The following is a 24,399-nucleotide window of genomic DNA, read 5'->3' as shown; positions in this document are numbered from 1 at the left end:
CAATTTTAAGTAATTTGTTATTTGGTTTTTACTTAAATGCGGATATTATAAAACCTGGTAATTATATTGCCAGGTTTTTTTTATTAATGAAAAAAAGCAGAATAGATAGTAATTGTAATTTCTTTTAGAAGTATTTTGCATTAAAATTTAATTATTTAAGAAAAAATGAAAAATAGCATTTCTATAATGAAATATGTTTTCTGTGTAATTGGTTTGACAATATTAACACAGGTATTTTTTATCTATCAGGAAAAAAAGGCTTTTGTAGAGAAAGCAGATGTTGTACGGGGTATTGTTTTAGATGGTTCGACAGATAAAACTTTTGCATCCTTTATCACAAAAGAAGGTAAGCAGATTAAATTTTACTCTCATAATAATTTTCTAAGTTATGATGAAGGAGAAAGTGTTGAGGTTTTGTTTGATCCTGAAAATCCGAATAAAGCTGAGATTAATAGTTTTGATACATTATATCTTGGAGTTTCGGTTTTAGGGTTTATAGGAAGTGTTTTCTTTTTGACAGGTTTCTTATTTTTTCGGTCTGATGACACTAAACAAAAAAAGATAAAATTTTTAAAGCAAGGTGGTAAACAAATTGCAACAAAGTTTATCGATGTACAGCTTAATTTAAGCACAACTGTAAACGATAGTCACCCTTATTTTATTTGCAGTGAATGGGAAGACATAAAGACTAATAAAAAATATTTTTTTGAAAGTGATGATATTTGGTTTGATCCAACTGAGTATCTAAAAACAGATGAAATTAAGGTTTTGATTGATCCGAAAAATCCTGAAAGATATTATATGGATATTTCATTTTTACCAATTCCGAAATAATTAATAGCGTTGGGTAAAATTGATTTTATAAAAAGATCAAAAAAGCATCATTTATAAGTTGAGCAATTGGGATGGTACCGTCAGAATAAAAAAAATCTGCCGAAATCTGCAGAACATGCGTGAAACACTAATTTTTAAGTACTTTTGAAACTCCAATTCTTGCCTTTAAAATCCATGAAGAAATTCATCAGTCTACTAATACTTCTTTTTATTTTTTCTCTAAGTTCCGCCCAGAATAAATTCGGAAATCCGGAAGTCGATCCAATTCAGATTCAGAAAACGTTCAGCGATTGGACGACATATAATAAAAAAATAATGTTATCCAGAGATTTTACAGCTCTTGATTCTGAGTCAAAAGAAATCTCAAAAAAAGTATTTTTGAATGCCCTGACAAACGAAAATTTCATCCCAATCCGATTAAAATCAATTGATTCCGTTTACTATTATAAGCTGTTTAAAATCCTTCCAAAATCAGATACCAGTATCAAAGCAACCATTAATCAGGAAGCTTTTGATGCCTTAAAAAATTACGAAATGGAAGGGAAACCTTTTCCTGAATTCGCCTTTAAAGATTTAGACGAAAATGTAGTTTCAAATGAATCCATGGAAGGCAAAATCATCGTGATTAAATGCTGGTACATTCATTGCGCGGCCTGCATAAAAGAATTTCCCCAGGTCAACGCATTAGTTTCAAAATACAAAGGCCGAAAAGACATCGTTTTTATAAGCCTTGCCGAAGATACACCGGAACAATTGAAAACATTTTTAGCAAGGAAACCGCTTTCGTATTCCGTTATTCCAAATATGAAAGTGTATATGAATGAAAAACTGGATTTGAATGCTTTTCCGACGCATTTTATTTTGGATAAAGCAGGATTAATCAAAAAAGTGGTTTCTAATTTTGAAAGTTTGGAAGTTGCGTTGGAGAAAGAAAGTAAATTGTAATATCGTTAGAAGTTAAAAGTGAGATGTTAGATGTTTACTTGTTTGTACTGAAAAAGCATTTTACAATTCACATTTTACATCTTACAAAATCAAAAAAAACTTAGCTCCTTAGTACCTTTGCAACTCTGAACCTTTTTCCGTACTTTTGCACCAAATTAATTAAAAAGACATTCATGCTAACAGTCAATAATTTATCAGTACAATTTGGCAAACGAATTTTGTTTGACGAAGTAAATACAACCTTCACTCACGGAAACATTTACGGCGTTATTGGAGCCAATGGTGCTGGAAAATCTACTTTTCTAAAAATCATTTCGGGCGATATGGACCCGACTTCCGGACATATTCATTTAGAACCAGGAAAACGTATGTCGGTTTTAAACCAGAACCACAACATGTTCGACGAACATACCGTTTTGGAAACCGTTTTGATGGGAAATAAAGTTTTGTATGCTGTTAAAAAAGAAATGGATGAACTTTATTTAGACTACAACGACAAAAACGCAGACAGAATCGGGGAACTTCAGGTTCAGTTTGAAGAAATGAACGGCTGGAATGCAGATTCTGATGCTGCTGCGATGTTGTCTAACCTTGGGATCAACGAAGATCAGCATTATACTTTGATGGCTGATATGGAAGGAAAAATGAAAGTACGTGTGCTTTTAGCGCAGGCACTTTTCGGAAATCCGGATGTATTGATCATGGATGAGCCTACCAACGACCTGGATTTTGAGACAATCGCCTGGTTAGAAAACTTTCTGGCAAACTACGAAAACACTGTAATTGTGGTATCTCACGACCGTCACTTTTTAGATGCGGTTTGTACCCATATTTCGGATATTGATTTCGGAAAAATCAATCACTACTCAGGAAACTATACGTTCTGGTACGAGTCTAGCCAATTAGCGGCAAAACAGCGTGCACAGCAAAACAAAAAAGCAGAAGAAAAGAAACAGGAATTAGAAGAATTTATTCGTCGTTTTAGCGCGAACGTGGCAAAATCGAAACAAGCGACTTCCCGTAAAAAAATGATTTCAAAATTAAATATTGCCGAAATCAAGCCTTCCAGCCGTCGTTATCCTGCGATTATCTTCGATCAGGACCGTGAAGCCGGAGATCAGATTTTGAATGTAGAAGGTTTATCTGCCTCAGTAGATGGAGAAGTTTTATTTAAAGATGTGGATTTGAATATGGCAAAAGGCGATAAAATCGTGCTTTTCTCTAAAGATTCGCGTGCTACAACTGCTTTCTACGAAATCTTAAACGGAGAACAAAAAGCTGATGCAGGAAGTTTTGACTGGGGAATCACAACCAATCAGGCTTATTTGCCGGCTGAGAACCACAAATACTTCGAAAATGATTTAACTTTAGTGGATTGGTTACGCCAGTATGCTAAAACGGAAGAAGAGCGTGATGAAGTTTTTATTAGAGGTTTCTTAGGGAAAATGATTTTCTCCGGAGAAGAGGCTTTAAAAACATCGAGAGTTTTATCAGGAGGTGAAAAAGTGCGTTGTATGCTTTCCAGGATGATGATGGAGCGCGCTAACGTTTTAATGCTGGACGAACCTACAAACCACTTAGATCTGGAGTCGATTACAGCTTTCAACAACTCATTGAAAAATTTTAAAGGTTCTGTAATCTTCACAACACATGACCACGAGTTTGCTCAGACTGTTGGTAACCGAATTGTAGAATTGACACCAAACGGAGTGATCGACCGCTACATGACATTTGACGAATATCTGGATGATGAAAAGATTCAGGAACAGAGAAAAAAGATGTACAATCTTTAATCTGTAAATCACAATATTAAAAATCCCAAATTCCAATTAAAAATGGAGTTTGGGATTATTTATTTTATCTTTTGAAGACCTTGGCAAAGATCCAGATAATTATTGCGATTATAAAAATCACAATAAATATTCCGACTCCCATTCCGGCTTTAAAAATGTCTCCAACTAATTCGCAGCTTGTAAATGAAAACAGTATAAATAATACCATTAACAATCTTGTAATTTTATTTTGCATGATTTTGAGTTTTAAATTGCTTAATAAAATTACTTTAAGAAACGGAGAAAAGTTTTATATAATTTTTTGAAAAAGTTTTATGATTTGGAGATTAAATTTCTAAGAGCCTTTCAAAAAAGAGCCAGCGGCTCGATTAATATTGCAGAGCCGGATTTCAATCCGGTTTAAAAAGCAATGTGAGATAAAAAGAGCCATAGGTTCGACACATATTATGCGTTTTATTTGGATCGTTCCGATGGAACTTTATATGCGGATTCTATTTTCAACGGATTAAAATCCGTTGCTACAAAATAATTCATGCCTACGGAATTTTTAAAATTACGATTGTCCTTTTAAGGTTTTAATTTCAACGAAAACAATTCCGGCTATTATTGCTATCTCTCCTAAAAAATATGCGATACCAAATATTGAAATATTCTGGTAATTGTAAAACAGGATCCCGATTGTCAAAATGCAATAAAAGATATTGGCAGTGCAGATAATTTTTAAAAACGATTTCCAATTATTATTTACTAAGAAATAACAGGAAACAGAATAGATTGAAAATACCAGTGCCAATGCAGCAAGATATTCTAAAGTGTTTTTTGATAAACCAAAGAAGTCATTGAAAGTTCGAAGAACGAAAAAAATCAATATAGTAGTAAGTAAAGCACCAAAACCATCCAATAGAAATATATTTTTAGGTTTTTTGATTAGATGTAGAATGCTTTCTTTCATGGGCATTTATTTTCTGATAGTCATTATGTGCGACTATTTACTCCCTTATTAGTTTCTAAATATTTTTAATCATGAATAATTCCACTCTTCACTTTCACCAGCCCGTTTATAATTAATAGTAATCCTAATCTGAGTTTTTCTTGTTCTCGATAAAATATATTTTGGAAACCCCATTAATTCCCGGTCAGCCTTCTGTATGTTTTAGCCAATAGGTTTTGAAAATATCAAATGTTTTCAGCATAAAAGAATGATTACGTCATCGATTGTAATCATGGTGATGACAATTATCTTTCTCATGATATTGGTATTTTTGTTTTACTCAAATATAAGGAAAACTTGTTTATTTGATGCAGGACATATTTTGCCAACAAGCAGAGAGTTTTTCCTTGGTTAGTAATGCAGCTAATTTGTTAAAATTGAATTTTTAATTAATATAAAGTAAGTATCTGTTTGGTATTCATCAGTATTTTTGAAAAATAAAAGTATTTTTGGTAAAAAAAACATCAAATAAATTATGTCAAACAGTACTTTAAGTATTAAAGCACCACGAATTGAAGTAGTGGATGCCTTAAGAGGATTTGCTATTATGTCTATTATGTTTTTGCATAATATTGAACATTTTGATTATTATTACTTACCCGAATATTTGCCGGAATGGATAAAATCCTTAGATAAAATAATTTGGGAAACATTGTTTTTTCTTTTTGGAGGAAAATCCTATGCTATTTTTGCTTTACTTTTTGGCTTTAGTTTTTACATTCAAAATGATAACCAGGAAAAAAATGGGAAAGACTTTACAGGAAGATTTTTATGGAGATTATTGCTGTTATTAGGCTTTGGTGCTATTAATACTGTCTTTTATGAAGGTGATATTTTAGTAATTTATGCTGTTTTAGGAGTTGTTTTGATTCCTGTTAGTAAATGGAATGATAAGGCTGTTTTTGTTACTGCAGTTATTTTAATGCTCCAGCCTTTAGAGTGGTTAAAGTATTTTTATATGCTGTTGCATCCAGAATATGTTTCGGGACCGAATATCTCAAATGCGTATTTTAAATTGATGGGGGAATACTTAAAAGGTAATTCTTTTATTGATCATGCGATTGGAAATTTAAAATATGGACGATTAGCATCAATTTTCTGGTGTTGGGAAAATGGACGTTTTTTTCAGGCTCCGGCTTTATTTATGTTTGGAATGTTAATGGGACGCAGAAAATTGTTCATCGCATCTGCAGAAAGTAATTTGTTTTGGAAAAGAGCATTGCTTTTTTCTTTTCTTCTTTTTCTCCCTTTATATGGTTTCAAATTTTTTTCATCACAAATTATTGAGCACAAACCAATGCTTAAAACTCTTTCTGTAATTATAAATTCATGGTCAAATTTTGCTTTTATGATGTTTATGGTAGCTGCATTTGTACTATTGTATCAAAAAGAGCGTGTGCAGAACATTCTTTCAGGACTAATTCCGTTTGGTAAAATGAGTCTGACCAATTATATAATGCAGTCTATCGTGGGTTCCTTTATTTACTATCGATACGGATTAGGACTTGTAGAATATACCGGAGCGACTTATAGTTTATTAATAGGTATTGTTTTGTTTCTATTACAATTGTGGTTCTGTAAGTGGTGGCTTGAAAACCATAAGCAAGGTCCTTTAGAGTACATCTGGCACAAGGCTACATGGGTTTCTTGGAAAAAAAATAATAATTTTTAAGGAGTATTAATGAATAAATCCTAAATCGGAATTTGTATATTTGCCCGACCAATCATTACAATTAATTATGAGCCAGAAAGTATTACTTAATTCAAAAGAAGTTACTATCATACTCCATCGTTTGGCTTGTCAGTTAATCGAAAAACATCTTGATTTTTCAGATACTATTTTAATCGGGATTCAGCCGAGAGGGGTCTTTCTGGCGGAGCGTTTGAAACAAATTTTGGAGAACGAATACAAAACACCTGAAATTTCGCTGGGTTATCTGGATATTACTTTCTTTAGAGATGATTTCCGCAGAACCGATAAACCGCTTGAAGCCAATAAAACCCAGATTAATTTTATAGTCGAAAACAAAAAAGTCATTTTTATTGATGATGTTTTGTTTACCGGTCGTAGCATTCGTTCTGCCTTAACTGCAATTCAGTCTTTCGGAAGACCTTCAGAAATCGAATTACTGGTGTTAATCGACAGACGTTTTAGTCGTAATTTGCCTATTCAGCCCGATTATCGTGGCCGTCAGGTAGATGCGATTAATGGCGAAAAAGTAAAAGTGAGCTGGAAAGAAAATGACGGCGAAGATGTGGTGCATTTGGTTACCAATTAAAAGAAGTCGTTAAAAATTGAAAACACAGTCATGACAGAAAACGAAGCGTTCATTTATGAATCAATTTTTAATCAGGTGAGAATGGGATTTCTTTCTATTGATGAAATCAAAGAGAACATTATAGAAGAAATTGAAGATAACGAATTTGATGACGAAATTTCAGAAGCATGGGCTTTTGAAATAATCGACGAAGAATACAAAAAACTGCTGGAAGAAAGCAAACACTGGAAAACGCCAACAGATACTGAAAAGCTGATAAAAGCGTTTGATGAATTGGCAGACGAAAACATCATTGCGCTTCACAATGCCGGATATACCACAAGTGACGGCGAATACGAGGTTGTTGAGGTAGAAAGAGAACTTCAGGAAAATGAAGTAGAATCTGATGGGTATTGCTTTTATCACGAACAGGATTTAGCAAGAGCGGTTTCTATTGAAGATCCCAGTTTATATATCGCTTTTCAAAAAGTAGATAATTCAGATGAAGCAACTACTATCGCTGTAGGAAAGAAAGTTGCGGAAGTGCTAAGAAACAACGGTTTTGAAGTCAACTGGAATGAATCGGCAAGGACAAAAATTGAAATTCCGGGTTTCAGATGGCAAAAGATTTTTGATGAAGATGACAGGGATTTGCAGGATTATAGTGAAGTCGTAGACAGAATGATCCAATAGAGTAGCTGCTCTTTAAACAAGCATTGGATGCCGGACATTTCGTCGTTCAGAATTTGACAAATAATATTAAAGAAACAAAAATGAAAGAATTAAGCGTAAATCATTTATTAGGAATTAAATATATCAATGAAAATGATATAAACCTGATTTTTGAAACGGCAGATCATTTTAAAGAAGTCATTAACCGGCCAATTAAAAAAGTTCCTTCATTACGAGATATTACCATTGCCAATATTTTTTTTGAAAACAGTACCAGAACCAAACTTTCCTTTGAATTAGCACAGAAACGTTTATCTGCAGATGTCATCAGTTTTTCTGCAGCCCAGTCTTCGGTTAAAAAAGGAGAGACACTGATTGATACTGTAAATAATATCCTTTCCATGAAAGTAGATATGGTTGTAATGCGCCACTCTAATCCCGGAGCGGCTTATTTTTTATCCAAAAATGTCAAAGCCAGTATTGTAAACGCAGGAGACGGAGCGCACGAACACCCAACTCAGGCTTTATTAGATAGTTATTCGATCAGAGAAAAACTGGGCGATGTAGCCGGAAAAAAGGTGGTAATTGTGGGTGATATTTTACATTCAAGAGTTGCTTTATCTAATATTTACGCTTTGCAGATGCAGGGTGCAGAAGTAAAAGTCTGCGGACCAAAAACATTAATTCCGAGATATATTGAATCGTTGGGAGTTACAGTTGAACCAAATTTGCGTAAAGCTTTAGAATGGTGTGATGTAGCCAATATGCTTCGTGTACAGAACGAACGTATGGATGTGAATTTCTTTCCTTCAACACGTGAATACGCACAGCAATACGGAGTAGACAAACCACTTTTGGATTCACTTAATAAAGAAATTGTAATCATGCACCCGGGCCCAATCAACAGGGGAGTAGAGATTACTTCTGAAGTGGCAGATTCTGATCATTCTGTTATTTTGAATCAGGTAGAGAATGGTGTAGCGATCAGAATGGCGGTTATTTATCTTTTGGCTTCTAAGATTCAATAAAATTAATTTTGTTTCAGGTTTCAAGTTTCAGGTTCTCTGTAAAACGTTCCGTAACTTGAAACCTGAAACTTGAAACAACAAAGAAAAAACTTCGTACCTTTGCTTCAGAAATATCAATTTTTATATAAGCCCCACCATTATAAAATGAAAGTAGATCAAAAAGGACATACCGTTACGATTAAAGATACTCAGGGAGATTTTAAATCTTTCCTTGAAAAAGTGACGCAGCAATTTAAAACCTTTGAAAAACAAAATATTATTATCGATTTAACTTCGGATTCCAATTTAACTGAAAATGATCTGAAGCTTTTTTTACCGCTTTCCAAACAGCAAAAAAAAGTAAAAAAATCGTTTGTAATCGTAGCAACAGCACTTGATTTTAATGCTATTTCTGATAAATTAACCGTTGTTCCGTCTCTTTTGGAAGCGCATGATATTATCGAAATGGAGGAAATAGAAAGAGATCTGGGGTTTTAAGAATTCCGTTATTTTTATTCATTCGTTTAAATAAATTAATAGACTAAATTTATTTAGCTGTTTAATCGATTTTTTATCTAATTTTAGTCCTTGGCGATTAAAAGATTTACCTAAAAACGAATAAATATAAAATTGAAGTTAACTATACTAGGTTGCTATGCAGCTACTCCAAGGACAATTACAAACCCTACCTCACAGGTTTTAGAAATTAAAAACAGATTGTTTTTAATTGACTGTGGCGAAGGGACCCAGGTTCAGCTTCGGAAAAATAAGATTAAATTTTCGAAAATTAATCACATTTTTATTTCACATCTTCACGGAGACCATCTTTACGGATTAATTGGAACTGTTTCGACTTTTTCCCTTTTGGGAAGAACCACCGATTTGCATATTTATGGGCCAAAGGGAATTAAAGAACTTATTCTTCTTCAATTGAAATTGACGGAATCGTGGACAACTTACAGTTTGTTTTTTCATGAATTAGAATCAAAAGAAAGTGAAGTTATTTTTGAAGATAAGAAAGTTATAGTCAAGACGATTCCGTTAAAGCATCGTGTTTATACCAATGGTTATCTCTTTACAGAAAAACCGGACGAAAGAAAATTGAATATTGAAGCAGTTCAGCGTTATAATATTCATGTTGCTTATTATCAGAAAATAAAAAACGGAGGCGATATTACGCTTGATGACGGAACTGTAATCGAAAACGAAAAATTAACTTTTGATCCAAATCCATCAAAAAGTTATGCTTTCTGTTCAGATACCGTCTATAATGAAGCGATTATTCCTATTATCGAAAATGTTGATGTTTTATATCATGAATCTACATTTTTGGAATCCGAAGCTCCTTTGGCACAAAAAACATTACATTCAACAGCGAAAGAAGCCGCAACGATTGCTTTAAAAGCGAATGCAAAGCAATTAGTTTTAGGGCATTATTCAACAAGATACGAATCGATTCAACGTTTTAAAGAAGAAGCTGAAACGATTTTTCCAAATGTACTTTTGGCAGATGACGGGGTTTCGTTTGAGTTTAATGATTTTAAGTAAAATGTAATATGTTTTTTAGTTTTATTATTTTACATTTCACATCTTACAATTAACTTGTAATAAAAAATAAAAATGAACGATTTAAGCAATTATAGGCGATCTTACGAAAAAAGTGAATTGTTGGAAGATTCTATTCCTGAGGATCCAATTAACCTTTTTAACCGGTGGTTTCATGAAGTAGAAGATTTTGGCGGAAGCGGAGAAGTAAATGCAATGACTGTTTCTACGATTGGATTAGACGGTTTTCCGAAATCCAGAGTGGTTTTATTAAAGAAATTTTCTGAAGAGGGATTTATTTTTTATACCAATTATAATTCTGAAAAGGGGAAAGCGATTGCGGCTAATCCACATGTATGTCTCTCTTTTTTCTGGCAGGAAATGGAACGTCAGGTTATTATAAAAGGGATTGCTCAAAAAACTTCTGAAATTATATCAGATAATTATTTTGATTCTCGTCCTGACGGAAGTAAGTTGGGAGCTGTTGTTTCGAATCAAAGTGAGGTGATTCCGTCAAGATCTTTTTTAGAAGAAAATTTAAAAAAACTGGAAACTACTTTTGATGGGAAATCAATATCACGACCCGAGCATTGGGGAGGTTATATCGTTACTCCATTAGAAGTTGAATTTTGGCAGGGCAGAGCTAATAGACTGCATGACCGAATTTGTTATAAAAGTCAGCCAGATTTTAGTTGGAGTATTCAGCGATTATCACCTTGATTGTAAGTTTTTTATTATAAATAAAAAATAATAGTGCATTTCATCGATTAAATTTGTCGTTTAAACGATAATTTTGTTTTTTTGAAGTGTAAATTAATAACGTTTCCAAATATTAAAACGAATTGTCCCAAATTCTGCTTTATATTTTAACCTAATTATTTTATGAAGAAATTGTTTCAGACAATATTCCTTTTGGCTGTTGTCTATATTTTAGGTTCTTGTTCATCAGATTCAGTTGAGAACAATAATGTGTCTAACTCTGAACTTGTAACAGAATATACTTATAATACTTCAGAATTAAAAGTGTTGGAGTTAATAAACGAATATCGTGTAAGTATAGGATTGAATAGTTTAAAAACAGTCAATCATATTTCTTTTAAATCAGAAGAACACGATAATTACATGATTGCAAATAAAGTTGTAAATCATAATGACTTTATAGCCCGGTCGGAGAATATTATTGATGTCCTGGGTGCTAAAAAAGTTGGAGAAAATATTGCATATAATTATCAAACCGCCGAAGGTGTTTTAAAAGCATGGTTAGATAGTCCATCCCATAAACAAAATATCGAAGGGGATTATACCCACTTTGGTATTGCTGTTAAAATTGATGCAGAAACAGGTAAAAAATATTATACCAATATTTTTGCAAAAATTTAAAAAGAAAGTTAGTATTCAGGTTTAGTTATTAAGTCGTTGTAAAGTGATGTTTGCAACGACTTATTTTTTTAAGAAGCTACCCCGAAGGGTAGCTGAGGTGAATTGGTTTTTTCCGTTTTCGTTTTATAAAGCGGTTATAATAAATTCGCTTCGTCTGTTTTCCTGATGTTTTTCTTCGCTGCATTTTACACCATCAGAGCATTCGTTTACAAGTTGTGTCTCGCCGTAGCCCTTGCCGGTTAAACGGTTTTTGTCAACACCATTTGTAATTAGCCATTCGATGGTTGATTTTGCTCTTCGGTCTGACAAAGACTCATTGTATTTATGGCTTGCCCTGCTGTCTGTATGAGAACGGATATCCAGTTTCATTTTAGGATTTTGATTCAGTACATCTAATATTTTTTCTAAATCTAAAGCAGCTTCTTCCCTGATGTTAGATTTGTCCAGGTCAAAATAAATCATTTTGATACCGAAACATTTTCCTAAATCATCGCCTATGGTGACTTTGCATTTTGCACTTTCTAAAGCTATTGGAAGATTTGTTCTGCCAGTTTTATCAGGAATTTCAATGCTTACTTCTTTGGTGTTATATTCCGGTTTTTCTGCCCTCACATAATACGTTTCTTTACATTCAACTTTAAAATTATAATTTCCGGTATCATCAGCATTGATGGTGCTTTTCAGATTCAAATCCCGATCATATAAACTGATTTTTGCCCCCGGTAAGATCATTCCGGTAGCTTCATCCGTAATAAGACCGTATAATTCCTGAGTACATTTTAATCTTCGTGTTTCCAGAAATTTATAAATGTCATCAGAACCCTTACCTCCATCTTTGTTGGAACTAAAATAGCCTTCTCTTGTGGCTGTGTCAATTGTATAAGCGAAATCATCTTTAGGCGAATTGACATCGGCACCTACATTTTCGATATCACTGATACTTCCGTCGGGATCAATCTGACCTACAAAAACATCCAGTCCTCCAAGTCCGGGATGGCCGTCTGAGGCAAAATAAATTTCATTTTCATTACTGACATACGGAAAAGTTTCCCTGCCTTCCGTATTAATTGATTTACCTAAGTTTTGAGGTTTGCCGTATTCACCTTTTTCATTGATGCTAACCTTAAACAGATCAGACTGCCCCATACTTCCGGGCATATCAGAAGCAAAATATAAAGTTTTTTCATCAGGGCTAAGTGCAGGATGAGCAGTACTGTAATTGTTGCTGCTGAAGGGAAGCTCTCTAATATTAGTCCATTTGCCATTTTCAAGAGTGGCTTTGTAAATTTTGATAAAAGTAATTTTGTCTTCATTTTTTCCTTTTTTTCCATCTAAATAATTATTACGTGTAAAATAAATTGTTTTTCCGTCTTTTGTAAGTACCGGAGAAGATTCGTGGAATTTAGTATTCAGTGCAGTCCTGAATTTTTTTACTTTTACAGAATCAACATCTGTAACATATAAATTGGTAAAATATTCACCAGTCCATTTGTGTTTGCGCTGTGAAAAATTACCGGTGTCACGAGCCGAAGCAAAATAAATTTTATTGTTGGCTACAAAAGTACTGTAGTCAGAATATTGTGAATTGATTCCGGCATCTTCAATAGTATAGCGTCCTGAGTTGGCTTTAATCTTATCAAGGTAATTTACATTTTCTTTATAAAGTTTGCCCCGATTGTCATTTGGATATTTTGAGTTAAATTCAGAGAGGATTTTATTGGCCAGATCCGTTTTTCCTGTTGACTTTAGTGATTGGGCATATCTGTAGTAAAATTCAGGTTCCGGATTTGCATTCATGGCAAACAACTCTCCGTACCATTTTGCAGCTCCTTCAAAATCAGAATTGAAGTAATAAGAATTCCCCAGTTTCTTAAACATATCTTCAGACTTGTATCCTTTCCGGGCTAATCTCTCATAGGTTTTTATGGCGTCGATGTAGGCATAGCCATCGTATTTTTTTTCAGCAGCATTTACTTTCGATTGTTGGGCGTAACATCTGAATGAAAAAACACTTGCTATTGTGAAGCAAAGTAGTATAAACTTTTTCATGATAACTATTTTTAAAAGAAACGAGGAGTTGTTATTTTACCATTTTTAGTAAAGAATTCATAACGCAGGAATATTTCATGCGACCCAGAATTATAATTGTTTAAATTCGTGGTTTCACGATCGTAACCATATCCAAGATAAAACCCATCAGTAATTTGAAATCCTATCATAGCACTCAATGAAGCACTCCATCTGTAGGCAACACCCACTACAAATTTGTCGATAAACATAAAATTGGCTGATAGATCTACTTGTAATGGGGCTCCTTCTACCATTTTGGTTAATAAGGATGGTTTAAATCTTATATACTGGTATTTATCAAGGTCAAAAACATATCCGGCCATAAAGTAATAATTGATCTTATCTTTATAAATAACAACATCATTGTCATTGAAACGATTTGTTTCGATAAAATTCGGTACGGATAAACCCAGATAAGCTTTATCCGAATGCCAGTAAACTCCGGCACCTACATTAGGAGAGAATTTATTGTTAAAATCCTGAAATTGGGGATCTCCAGCAACATCCGGATTCAATTTATTAATATCCAGATTGAACATGTTTGCTGTTCCTTTAATACCAAAAGACAATTTAAAATCAGCTGATGTCTGTACGGTATAAGAAATATCAACAGAAAAGTTGGTTTCATTTGTAGGTCCAATTTTGTCATTGACCAAAGACCCGCCTATACCTAAATTACTGTTGTTTATTGGTGTGTTGACTGATAAACAGCCTGTTTCGGGAGCACCATCGAGTCCAACCCACTGCGTGCGGTATAAGCCGAAAACACTTAAAGCTCCACGTGAACCTGCATAGGCAGGGTTGATGTTTATCGTGTTGTACATGTATTGCGTAAATTGAGCATCTTGCTGTGCAAAACTTACCATGGATACGAACATAAAAGCGAAGGAAAATAATTTTGTTCTCATAGTAGCTATTTTTTTTGCCATTATTACTAATGATTTTTACCAATAAATCCTTAACAATAAGCCCTGATATTCACTTACTCAAACAAGGATTTTTATTATTTTGTAATTCGGTATAAGAAGTTTACACCGAATTACAAATGGTTTTTATTTAGACAAATAAAGAAAACCGTCTTTTCTATTCGACTGAAGTGCATTATTACCGTCTAATGACTTGTAATTAATGATATAAAAGTATGTTCCTGTAGGCAGTCCTTCAGATTGTTTGATTGTTGTTCTGCCTCTGGAAGTTCCGTCAAAAGCGTTGGTGGTATTGTTGTAATTAGTAGTTTCGAATACCAGTATTCCCCAGCGATTATAGATTTCTACAGTATTTTCAGGATAGCACGTTGTTTCATCAATGTTGTCAATTTTGAAAAAGTCATTGATACCGTCACCATTGGGAGAGAACGCATTATGTACTACCACATTTTCGCAGGCTAATACTTTACAGTCATCATTTACAAGTAAATTTAATGAGATACTTCTTGGACAATCTTCGTTAGTGGTCTTATATTCGAAAGTATAACTGCCTAATGGAAGCCCAAAAACGGTAAGGATATTTCCTTGTAATGCATTAGTACCACTTGTGTCAGTCCAGATACCTGTTCTGGAAATACCTTCAGGCAATAAATTGGCAAGGTTTAGTGGTGATGAGTCAGCATTACAGGCATCGCTGTTAAGGTTGAGAATAACATTTTCAGGTTGTGTGATAGTCACGGTAGCTGTGGCTGAACAAACCTGATTATTATTGCTTACCGATGAGGTTGCTGTAAGAGTGTAGACTCCGGCGCGTAAATTAGTATTGCCTACTACTTCATTGTTTTGATTTCTGATAATAACTACTGACCCCGGGCTGCTAGTCACTAAAATAGAGCCATTACTGCCTTCAAAGCAGGTAACATTTGAAGCTGTCCCCGTTACTGAAATTTTATTTTCGACAGTAAAGGTTTGTACCAGTTCAGTTTTGTTACCTGCACAATCTGTTAAGGCATAGGTTCTGGTTAAGATATAAGCATTTCCATCACAGCCGCTTCCTCCATTATTCGAATCAGTTATCGAGATGTTTACGCTCTCGCTGCAATTATCTGCTGCATCTGTTATATCTTGTGGGCTTCCGGCGGGTATATTGGCAATACTTTGTAAACCAGCTACACTTACAGGTGCAGTTCCTGTAGGTGCAGTTGTATCTCTTACCGTTATAATTTGAAAATGTGAAACAGTATTTCCGCTGCAATCAGTTGTTGACCATATACGTGTTAACGTGTAGTTGCTTGGGCATTCATTTTGAATATTACTTTTTGTTTCAGAAAAGACAACGGGTAAATTACTATTACAATTATCTGAGACTTGTAATGTGGCTGGTTCAGGGACTGCATCGCAGGAAACCGTAATATCTGTAGGAAGATTTCCTGTAAACATTGGCACCGTTGTGTCTTCCAGATTAATCACTTGCGTGAAAACATCAGAAGTATTGCCACAATCGTCTTTCACAGTCCATGTGTTGGTGTAAGTTCCGGAATTTCCACAGCCTTCAGAAGCCATGAACTGACCGCTTATTTTTACGATATTGGATACATCGGCATCACAAAGGTCAGAAGCGACAGGGAACATTGCTTGCGCATTTGCCAATCCAGCTGTATCACTACATTGCAAAGTCACATTCAAAGAAGCCGTTTCAGTAGCCCATGTAGGCGCTGTGGTGTCTTCGATAGTGATTACCTGAGTGAAAGTCTCGGAAGTGTTTCCGCAATCGTCTTTCACAGTCCATGTGTTGGTGTAAGTTCCGGAATTTCCACAGCCTTCAGAAGCCATGAACTGACCGCTTAATTTTACGATATTGGATACATCGGCATCACAAAGATCAGAAGCCACAGGGAACATTGCCTGGGCATTTGCCAATCCTGCTGTATCACTGCATTGAAGCGTCATATTCAAAGAAGCCATTTCAGTTGCCCATGTTGGGGCAGTAGTGTCTTCGATAGTAATCACTTGAGTGAAAGTCTCGGAAGTATTGCCGCAATCGTCTTTTACAGTCCAGGTATTGGTGTAGGTTCCGGCATTTGCGCAACCTTCAGCAGCCATTAACTGACCGCTCACTTTTACGATATTGGACACATCGGCATCACAAAGATCAGAAGCCACAGGAAACAGAGCCTGAGCATTTGCCAGACCTGCTGTGTCGCTGCATTGCACAGTCATATTCAAAGAAGCCATTTCAGTAGCCCAGGTAGGAGCGGTTGTATCTTCGATGGTAATTACTTGTGTAAAACTATCTGTAACATTTCCGCAATCATCTTTTGCGATCCAGCTATTGGTATAAGTTCCAGCATTGACGCAACCCTGAGAAGCTTTAAATTCACCGCTGGTTTTAGTATAAGTAACTATGGTACAATTTGCAGAAGCAACTGGAGCCTGGTTTTGAGCAGTTTGTAATCCTGCTGTGTTACTGCATTGTAGCGTAACATTTAAAGTCCCTGCCGGTGTAATCCATGTTGGCGCTGCATTATCTTCAATAGTAATTATTTGTGTAAAAATAGTTGAAGTATTTTGACAAATATCTTTAGCTTCCCATGTATTTGTATAAGTTCCTGTGCTTCCACAGTTTCCTCTTTGTAATTCTCCACTGATTTTAGTATAAGTTACAGTTCCTCCGCAATTATCTGTAGCTATTGGAGCTGCCGCCTGAGCGCTTGCTAAGCCAGAAATATCACTGCATTGCAAAGTCACATCTAAAGCACCCGCAGCTGTTGTCCACATTGGCGCAGTAGTATCCTGAATAGTGATGGTTTGTGTAAATATGGTTGAAGTATTCAGACATACATCTTTGGCTTCCCAGGTGTTAGTGTAAGTCCCGGAGTTGATACAAGAACCTGCTGTAAAGCTTCCGCTTGTTTTGGTATAAGTTACAGTTCCCCCGCAATTATCGGTAGCGATTGGTGCCGCTGCCTGGGCAGTTGCTAAACCGGAAAGGTCACTACACTGCAAAGTCACATCCAGAGAAGCTGCAGTTGTTGTCCATACAGGAGCAGTGGTATCCTGAATAGTGATGGTCTGTGTAAACAGGGTTGAAGTATTTAGACATACATCTTTGGCTACCCATGTATTAGTGTATGTTCCGGAGTTGATACAAGAACCTGCTGTAAAGCTTCCGCTTGTTTTGGTATAGGTTACAGTTCCCCCGCAATTATCGGTAGCGATTGGTGCCGCTGCCTGAGCAGTTGCTAAACCGGAAAGGTCACTACACTGCAAAGTCACATCCAGAGAAGCTGCAGTTGTTGTCCATACAGGAGCAGTGGTATCCTGAATAGTGATAGTTTGCGTAAATGTTGTTGAAGTATTCAGACATGCATCTTTGGCAACCCAGGTGTTGGTATATGTCCCGGAGTTGATGCAGGAACCTGCCATAAAACTTCCGCTTGTTTTGGTGTAAGTTACAGTTCCGCCGCAATTGTCGGTAGCGATTGGTGCCGCTGCCTGAGCGCTTGCTAAGCCAGAAATATCGCTGCATTCCAATGTTACATTCAAAGCACCCGCAGGAGTTGTCCACATTGGCGCAGTGGTATCCTGAATAGTGATGGTTTGTGTAAATATGGTTGAAGTATTCAGACATACATCTTTGGCTTCCCAGGTGTTAGTGTAAGTCCCGGAGTTGATACAAGAACCCGCTACAAAGCTTCCGCTTGTTTTGGTGTAAGTTACAGTTGCGCCGCAATTATCGGTTGCGATTGGAGCCGTTGCCTGAGCAGTTGCTAAACCGGAAACGTCGCTGCACTGCAAAGTCGCATCCAGAGAAGCTGCAGTTGTTGTCCATACAGGAGCAGTGGTATCCTGAATGGTGATGGTCTGTGTAAACAGGGTTGAAGTATTTAGACATACATCTTTGGCTACCCATGTATTAGTGTATGTTCCGGAGTTGATACAAGAACCTGCTGTAAAGCTTCCGCTTATTTTGGTGTAAGTTACAGTTGCGCCGCAATTATCGGTAGCGATTGGTGCCGCTGCCTGAGCAGTTGCCAAACCGGAAAGGTCACTACACTGCAAAGTCACATCCAGAGAAGCTGCAGCAGTTGTCCACATTGGTGCAGTGGTGTCGTTAACAGTAACTACTTTTTCACAAGTAGAACTGCATCCATTTAAAGTAGTAGTTAATAATAATTTGAACGTTGTATTACAAGTAGAACCAGCTAAAACAGTTACGCTTTGTGCATTTGAAGCAGATGTGATTGTAGCACCATTTGCAGTGGCTGAAGGCAAAGACCATGTATAGCTAGTCATATTGGCTGGAGCCACATATACATTAGAAGAAGACAAACATACAGGACCAGAAGTACCAGTAATAGAACAACCAGTAGGAGTATTTACCGTTACGGTTGCTTGACTTGTAGCTATATCATTTCCAGAACATAAACCTGAATTAGAAAATATTGCTCTGAATAATGTAGTTGCTGTTAAATTAGCTGTATTATAAGCTGTTAAGCCTGCAGTATTAGGGATATCTGTCCACACTGAAAATGGAGCAACAGAGGATTGCCACTTGATTACAGTAGAATTAGCAGTGAGCCCGGTTACTGTTAAAGCGCTACTAGATCCTGAACAAATAGTCGTGTTTGGTCCCACTGTTCCTTTTAATGGAATTCCAAAAGTAAGTGGGGTATTAATACATGGACTTGAATTAGGAGAGTTACCGCTGACAGATGTTAATTTTGTAACATTGATTATACCAGGGTTATTGGGATCACAAATATTAATTCCTAAACTTCCAAAAGGAATATTAAACTCTAAAAAGGTAGCACCAGAATTACAATTTGCATTACCAGCCTGTGCAGCAAGACCTGGAGGAATAATGTTAGTTTGAGTTTTAATATTTCCATTTCCGGTATATAAAGTAAAACCATTTCCGTTAGAATTAATCTCTAAGATATATTCAGCACCACCTACACTGATGGTACCTCCAAATGAGTCTGATGTTAGTCCGGTTAAAGGATCATTATTGGTATCTAAGTACAATCTAAAAAGAGCTGAACCACCATTACCAATGTCCATACCTAATCTTAATACTTGATTTTGAGTGTCAACTTTTGCATGAATCGTCCCAATTTGACACGTTGAAGAAGGACTTGCTAATAATAGTTTGCTGTAAACAGTGCCAGTTGCATATTCATCACCAACTGTATTGGGGCCTGGGCAATAATCTCCATCGAATGTATTTTGAGAATAGCCATTTGTAATAAATATTAGCATGAACGTTATGAAAACGTTTCTAATATTTTTGAATGTAAAAAAATAAGTAATGATTTCCATAATCTCTAATTTTATTAAGTTAGGATTAAAATGTTTTTGGACTTCTTGCATTTAATGAATTTTTGGGGTTATTCAGTTAAAGTGCGTTTTAGATTTAATAAAGGCGGAAAAGTGGTATTATGATAATCTCAAAATTTTAACATTAAATCTATGAATCAAAATTATATACATTGTTTTAATTATGTTTTTTTTATCTGTAACTAACCTGAAAAAACGTTTAACTGCATATTTTTTGTTAAATAAGTATTTTAAAATATCTTTTTTTAATAGAATTGTAACAAATTAAATGATGGTTTTTTAATCGTCTATTTGTGTTAATGTATTGTAAGTCAATTTATTGATGTGTTTTTTTTCGTTTGTTTGATAATATCGATTAAGTGATTGTTTTAAGAGGTGAACGACGCTTTTTTTAATAAAACAATTTGTGCTGCGTTTTTGTTTGGGTTAATAATTATCCTTTAAATGTTAACAGAATAAAAAAATCATAGGCTTTTAGAATTTCTTTTGTAAATTAGGAATTGAATTATTCCTGGTATCTATACTTAAAAATATCCTTGTTTATGAAAAATTTAATTTTAATAAGACATGCAAAATCCAGTTGGGAAGCTCCGCTGAAAGATTTTGACAGACCTTTAATGAAAAGAGGTATTTTAGATGCCCACAGCGTTTCAGGTGCCATTGCGGAATTTCTCCCTAAAACCTATACAATCTGGAGCAGTACAGCTGCCAGAGCTTCAGAAACAGCAATAATTTTTGCCCAAAATTTATCCTATCCCTTAGAAAGTATTTTATTTAAAGACGAATTGTATACTTTTGATGAAAGACATCTTGAAAAAGTTATCAAATCATGTGATAATAGTTTAGAAAGCGTTATTCTTTTTGGACATAACGAGGCTATTACAAATTTTGTTAATAAATTTGGGGATGTTTTTCTAGAAAATGTTCCAACTTCAGGTTTCGTATCACTGCAATTCGATTCAGAAAGCTGGGATACGATTGATAAAGGCAAAACCCATAAAACTATTTTCCCCAAAGATTTAAAATAAATAACGTGCACGAACAGAAATATATCGACAGAGAAAAAAGCTGGTTAGCATTTAATGCAAGAGTACTTCAGGAAGCCGGTGATAATACGGTTCCGCTTTTAGACAGACTGCGTTTTGTTGGAATTTTTTCAAACAACTTAGATGAATTTTTTAGAGTTCGATATGCTGCAATACGGAGACTGAGCCTTTCAGGAATTTCCGGAGAGAAATATTTAGGTGGTATTTCTGCACATCAGTTAATTAAAGATATTACAGAAATTGTTATTCAGCAGCAATCTGAAAGTTTGCGTATTTTAGGGAATATAGAAGCCGAACTTGAAACTGAAAATATTTTTATTATAACGGAAGATCAGATCAGCCCAAAACAGGAAGCTTTCTTAAAGGACTTTTACATGCAAAAATTAAGTCCGGAACTGGTGACGATTATTTTGAATGACCTAGCCGTTTTTCCGGTTCTCAAAGATACTTTGGGTTATCTGGCTGTACGTTTAGAATTGGCAAATGATGAGATTCGTTATGCTTTAATTGAAATTCCTAAAAACATAAACAGGTTTGTTGTGCTTCCTTCAGAAGACGAAAAACAATATGTGATTCTAATCGATGATGTTATTCGCTATAAACTAAAAAGCATCTTCAATATATTTGATTTTAAAAGTGTTTCGGCTCACATGATCAAAATTACACGTGATGCCCAATTAGATATTGACAGCGATTTGAGTAAAAGTATGCTTGAAAAAATTGCTTCATCTGTAAAAGACCGCCGAATAGGGGAACCGGTTCGTTTTATCTACGACAGCCAGATTGAAGATGATACGCTGCATTTCTTTTTAGAGAAAATGAAAATCGTAGAAACAGATAGTATTATTCCGGGCGGAAGATACCACAATCGCCGTGATTATATGAGTTTTCCAAATTTAGGACGATACGATTTACTCTATAAACCAAATGAGCCTTTGCCTGTTCCGGGTTTGAGTCTCGACGGAAGTATTTTAGAAAAAATAAATAAAAAAGACTATTTGGTTCATGCTCCATACCAGTCTTTTTCCTACCTGACTAAGTTTTTGCGCGAGGCAGCTTTAGATCCAAAAGTAACGAGTATTAAAATTACTTTATATCGTCTGGCTAAGAACTCACAAATTATTAGTTCGCTGATTAATGCGGCCAAAAATGGTAAAAGGGTAGTAGTTCAAATAGAACTTCAGGCACGATTTGATGAAGCTTCGAATATTTCATATGCAGAACAAATGCAGACTGAAGGAATTGAACTTATTTTTGGAATGAAAGGCTTAAAAGTCCATAGTAAAATATGTGTTATTGAAAGAGTAGAAAACGAAAAAACACGTCGTTACGGATTTATTTCTACCGGAAATTTTAATGAAGCTACAGCCAAAATTTATACTGACGTAACGCTTTTTACCTGTCATCAGGGAATTTTAAAAGATGTTTCTAAAATTTTCGAATTCTTCGATATCAATTACAGAATACACAGATACAAACATTTAATTGTATCGCCTCACTATACAAGAACCAAATTTATTAAACTAATTGACCGTGAAATTTTGCACGCCCTGGCAGGTAGAAAAACTCACATTAAGCTAAAAATGAATAGTTTATCTGATTTTAAAATGATCGATAAGCTATATGAAGCAAGTAATGCAGGAGTTAAGATTCAATTGCAGGTAAGAGGGATTTGTTGTCTGATTCCGGGAATTCCGGGAATGAGCGAAAATATTGAAGCAATCAGTATCGTTGATAATTATTTAGAGCATTCGAGAGTATATATTTTTGGAAATGCCGGTTTAACCGAAGTGTACATTTCTTCTGCTGATTTTATGACCCGAAATCTTGATGGAAGAGTAGAAGTGACTTGTCCTATTTATGATTTGTCGATTAAAAAAGAATTAATAGATAATTTCAATATTGCCTGGAAAGGGAATGTAAAAGTGAGATACCATTCTTATAAATTAGACAATAAATACAAAGCCCGAAATCATCATGCTCCTTTCAGGGCACAATTGGAAACCTATAAATATTATCAGAATAAAATCGAAATAGCCGAAACAGCTGTCCAGAAAACAAATTAATAATTACACAAATTTTAAATTTCAAATCATAAGTGAGCATGATTAAAATAAAAAAATATGCAGCAATAGATATCGGTTCAAATGCCATGAGGCTACTAATATCGAATGTTGTAGAACAGGATGGCAAAGAGCCTCAGTTTAATAAAAGTTCACTTGTTCGTGTACCAATACGTTTAGGGCAGGATGCTTTTACGGTTGGTGAAATTTCGGAAGAAAATATAGAAAGAATGGTTGATGCCATGAAAGCATTTAACCTTTTAATGAAAGTTCATAAAGTAGAGCGTTATATGGCCTTTGCGACTTCTGCTATGCGGGAAGCTTATAATGCCAAAGAAGTGGTAGGCCTGATTAAGAAAAAAGCCGACATAAAAATTGAAATTATAGACGGAAAAAAAGAAGCGGCCATTATTGCTTCAACAGACTTGCATCATTTGCTGAGAACAGACCAAACCTATCTTTTTGTAGATGTTGGCGGCGGAAGTACCGAATTTACCCTTTTCTCAGATGGAAAAATGATCAATTCAAGATCATTCAAGGCAGGGACAGTCCGTTTGCTCAATAATATGGTTCATGATGTGGTTTGGGATGAGATTGAAAAATGGATTAAAGCCAATACCAAAGATTATGAGGAAGTTACCCTTATCGGTTCTGGTGGAAACATCAATAAGTTATTTAAAATGTCCGGCAAGCAGCAGGAAAAACCGCTTTCCTATATTTATATTAATTCACAATATGCATTTTTAAATTCGTTGACTTATGAGCAGAGAATTGCCGAATTAGGTCTGAATTCCGACCGTGCCGATGTAATCATCCATGCAACACGTATTTATCTGAATGCAATGAAATGGAGCGGGGCACGCCAGATTTATGTCCCGAAAATCGGACTTTCTGACGGGATTGTAAAAGCGATGTACTACGGTAAAATTTAATTAGGATTTATTAAATGAACAAAACTAGACTTGAAGCCTTCAGTGATGGCGTTTTAGCGATTATTATTACCATTATGGTTTTAGAAATTAAAGTGCCGCACGGACATGAGTTTGCCGATTTAAAACCACTTATTCCTAAGTTTCTGAGTTACATCCTTAGTTTTATATATGTTGGGATTTACTGGAATAATCATCATTATTTACTTCATGGTTTGTCTAAAGTAAACGGAAAAATTCTGTGGGCAAATATGCATTTGCTGTTTTGGTTATCCTTAATTCCGGTTGCCACAGGATGGATGGGAGAACATAATTTTGAACCAGCAGCTATGACTTTATACGGTGTCGTTTTGTTTTTATCCGCAATCGCTTATTTTATCCTGCAAAGGCTTATCATTAGTAATGAAGGAGAAAATTCGGTACTGGCAAAAGCGATAGGAAGCGATTTTAAAGGAATTGTTTCTACAATTTTATATGTTGTAGGTATTGTTTCTTCTTTTTATACTGAATGGATTTCTGGTGCTGCTTATCTGGCAGTGGCTTTATTATGGCTTATTCCGGATAAGAGAATTGAAAAAGTTTTCAGTTCAAAAGATTAAT

At 35.2% G+C, this 24,399-nt stretch carries 19 protein-coding genes; 15 read left to right on the top strand and 4 right to left on the bottom strand.

Features of this window, described 5'->3' with window-relative positions; all coding sequences use genetic code 11:
• Positions 1 to 165 precede the first annotated feature (165 nt).
• The 3 genes from K8B81_RS07305 to K8B81_RS07295 all read left to right on the top strand — a co-directional run bounded on the left by K8B81_RS07305 (position 166) and on the right by K8B81_RS07295 (position 3,572).
• Positions 166 to 834 (top strand): DUF3592 domain-containing protein, encoded by a 669-nt coding sequence (locus K8B81_RS07305; protein WP_223680411.1) that lies wholly within the window; start codon positions 166 to 168, stop codon positions 832 to 834.
• A gap of 174 nt (positions 835 to 1,008) precedes the next feature.
• A complete protein-coding gene (locus tag K8B81_RS07300; protein WP_223680409.1) occupies positions 1,009 to 1,779 on the top strand; it encodes a TlpA family protein disulfide reductase in 771 nt (256 codons plus the stop codon).
• Positions 1,780 to 1,952: 173 nt separating this feature from the next.
• Positions 1,953 to 3,572, top strand: a complete 1,620-nt coding sequence (locus K8B81_RS07295) for an ABC-F family ATP-binding cassette domain-containing protein (RefSeq protein ID WP_223680407.1) — start codon at positions 1,953 to 1,955, stop codon at positions 3,570 to 3,572.
• Positions 3,573 to 4,125: 553 nt separating this feature from the next.
• Here K8B81_RS07295 and K8B81_RS07290 read toward each other — a convergent pair.
• Positions 4,126 to 4,524 (bottom strand): hypothetical protein, encoded by a 399-nt coding sequence (locus tag K8B81_RS07290; protein ID WP_223680405.1) that lies wholly within the window; start codon positions 4,522 to 4,524, stop codon positions 4,126 to 4,128.
• A gap of 514 nt (positions 4,525 to 5,038) precedes the next feature.
• On the opposite strand from K8B81_RS07290, the gene K8B81_RS07285 reads away from it, so the two are divergent.
• The 8 genes from K8B81_RS07285 (at position 5,039) to K8B81_RS07250 (ending at position 11,425) form a co-directional block, all read left to right on the top strand.
• Positions 5,039 to 6,235: a DUF418 domain-containing protein gene (locus tag K8B81_RS07285; protein WP_223680403.1), complete on the top strand. Its 1,197-nt coding sequence runs from the start codon at positions 5,039 to 5,041 to the stop codon at positions 6,233 to 6,235.
• A 67-nt stretch (positions 6,236 to 6,302) separates the two neighbouring features.
• Positions 6,303 to 6,842, top strand: coding sequence for a bifunctional pyr operon transcriptional regulator/uracil phosphoribosyltransferase PyrR (gene pyrR, locus K8B81_RS07280; protein WP_223680401.1), 540 nt, complete (start codon positions 6,303 to 6,305; stop codon positions 6,840 to 6,842).
• Positions 6,843 to 6,872: 30 nt separating this feature from the next.
• A complete protein-coding gene (locus K8B81_RS07275) occupies positions 6,873 to 7,514 on the top strand; it encodes a DUF6891 domain-containing protein (protein WP_223680399.1) in 642 nt (213 codons plus the stop codon).
• A gap of 80 nt (positions 7,515 to 7,594) precedes the next feature.
• A complete protein-coding gene (locus K8B81_RS07270; RefSeq protein WP_065449375.1) occupies positions 7,595 to 8,521 on the top strand; it encodes an aspartate carbamoyltransferase catalytic subunit in 927 nt (308 codons plus the stop codon).
• Positions 8,522 to 8,665: 144 nt separating this feature from the next.
• A complete protein-coding gene (locus K8B81_RS07265; RefSeq protein ID WP_223680397.1) occupies positions 8,666 to 8,998 on the top strand; it encodes a ribonuclease Z in 333 nt (110 codons plus the stop codon).
• 132 nt (positions 8,999 to 9,130) lie between these two features.
• Complete coding sequence (locus K8B81_RS07260; RefSeq protein ID WP_223680395.1) at positions 9,131 to 10,048, top strand: ribonuclease Z; 918 nt, start codon at positions 9,131 to 9,133, stop codon at positions 10,046 to 10,048.
• 72 nt (positions 10,049 to 10,120) lie between these two features.
• Entirely contained in the window at positions 10,121 to 10,765 is a 645-nt protein-coding gene (gene pdxH / locus K8B81_RS07255) for a pyridoxamine 5'-phosphate oxidase (protein ID WP_223680393.1), read from the top strand.
• Positions 10,766 to 10,927: 162 nt separating this feature from the next.
• Positions 10,928 to 11,425 (top strand): CAP domain-containing protein, encoded by a 498-nt coding sequence (locus K8B81_RS07250; RefSeq protein WP_223680391.1) that lies wholly within the window; start codon positions 10,928 to 10,930, stop codon positions 11,423 to 11,425.
• Positions 11,426 to 11,548: 123 nt separating this feature from the next.
• Here the strand turns inward: K8B81_RS07250 and K8B81_RS07245 are convergent, their stop codons facing one another.
• The 3 genes from K8B81_RS07245 to K8B81_RS07235 all read right to left on the bottom strand — a co-directional run bounded on the left by K8B81_RS07245 (position 11,549) and on the right by K8B81_RS07235 (position 19,794).
• Complete coding sequence (locus tag K8B81_RS07245; RefSeq protein ID WP_223680389.1) at positions 11,549 to 13,474, bottom strand: OmpA family protein; 1,926 nt, start codon at positions 13,472 to 13,474, stop codon at positions 11,549 to 11,551.
• 11 nt (positions 13,475 to 13,485) lie between these two features.
• The gene (locus K8B81_RS07240; protein WP_223680387.1) at positions 13,486 to 14,403 is read right to left on the bottom strand and encodes a PorP/SprF family type IX secretion system membrane protein; all 918 of its coding nucleotides are present in this window, start codon (positions 14,401 to 14,403) and stop codon (positions 13,486 to 13,488) included.
• A gap of 144 nt (positions 14,404 to 14,547) precedes the next feature.
• Complete coding sequence (locus K8B81_RS07235) at positions 14,548 to 19,794, bottom strand: gliding motility-associated C-terminal domain-containing protein (RefSeq protein WP_223680385.1); 5,247 nt, start codon at positions 19,792 to 19,794, stop codon at positions 14,548 to 14,550.
• A gap of 509 nt (positions 19,795 to 20,303) precedes the next feature.
• Here K8B81_RS07235 and K8B81_RS07230 point away from each other — a divergent pair.
• The 4 genes from K8B81_RS07230 to K8B81_RS07215 are packed head-to-tail and all read left to right on the top strand — an operon-like array spanning position 20,304 to position 24,398.
• Positions 20,304 to 20,789: a SixA phosphatase family protein gene (locus K8B81_RS07230; RefSeq protein WP_223680383.1), complete on the top strand. Its 486-nt coding sequence runs from the start codon at positions 20,304 to 20,306 to the stop codon at positions 20,787 to 20,789.
• A gap of 5 nt (positions 20,790 to 20,794) precedes the next feature.
• On the top strand, positions 20,795 to 22,873 hold the full coding sequence (gene ppk1, locus K8B81_RS07225) for a polyphosphate kinase 1 (RefSeq protein WP_223680381.1): 2,079 nt from the start codon (positions 20,795 to 20,797) through the stop codon (positions 22,871 to 22,873).
• A 38-nt stretch (positions 22,874 to 22,911) separates the two neighbouring features.
• A complete protein-coding gene (locus tag K8B81_RS07220) occupies positions 22,912 to 23,802 on the top strand; it encodes a Ppx/GppA phosphatase family protein (RefSeq protein ID WP_223680379.1) in 891 nt (296 codons plus the stop codon).
• A 14-nt stretch (positions 23,803 to 23,816) separates the two neighbouring features.
• Positions 23,817 to 24,398 (top strand): TMEM175 family protein, encoded by a 582-nt coding sequence (locus K8B81_RS07215; RefSeq protein WP_223680377.1) that lies wholly within the window; start codon positions 23,817 to 23,819, stop codon positions 24,396 to 24,398.
• The last annotated feature ends 1 nt before the right edge of the window (position 24,399 follow it).

This window comes from Flavobacterium hibisci, assembly GCF_020026925.1.
Taxonomy (GTDB): domain Bacteria; phylum Bacteroidota; class Bacteroidia; order Flavobacteriales; family Flavobacteriaceae; genus Flavobacterium; species Flavobacterium hibisci.
This window is presented reverse-complemented; position numbering and strand designations above follow the sequence as displayed.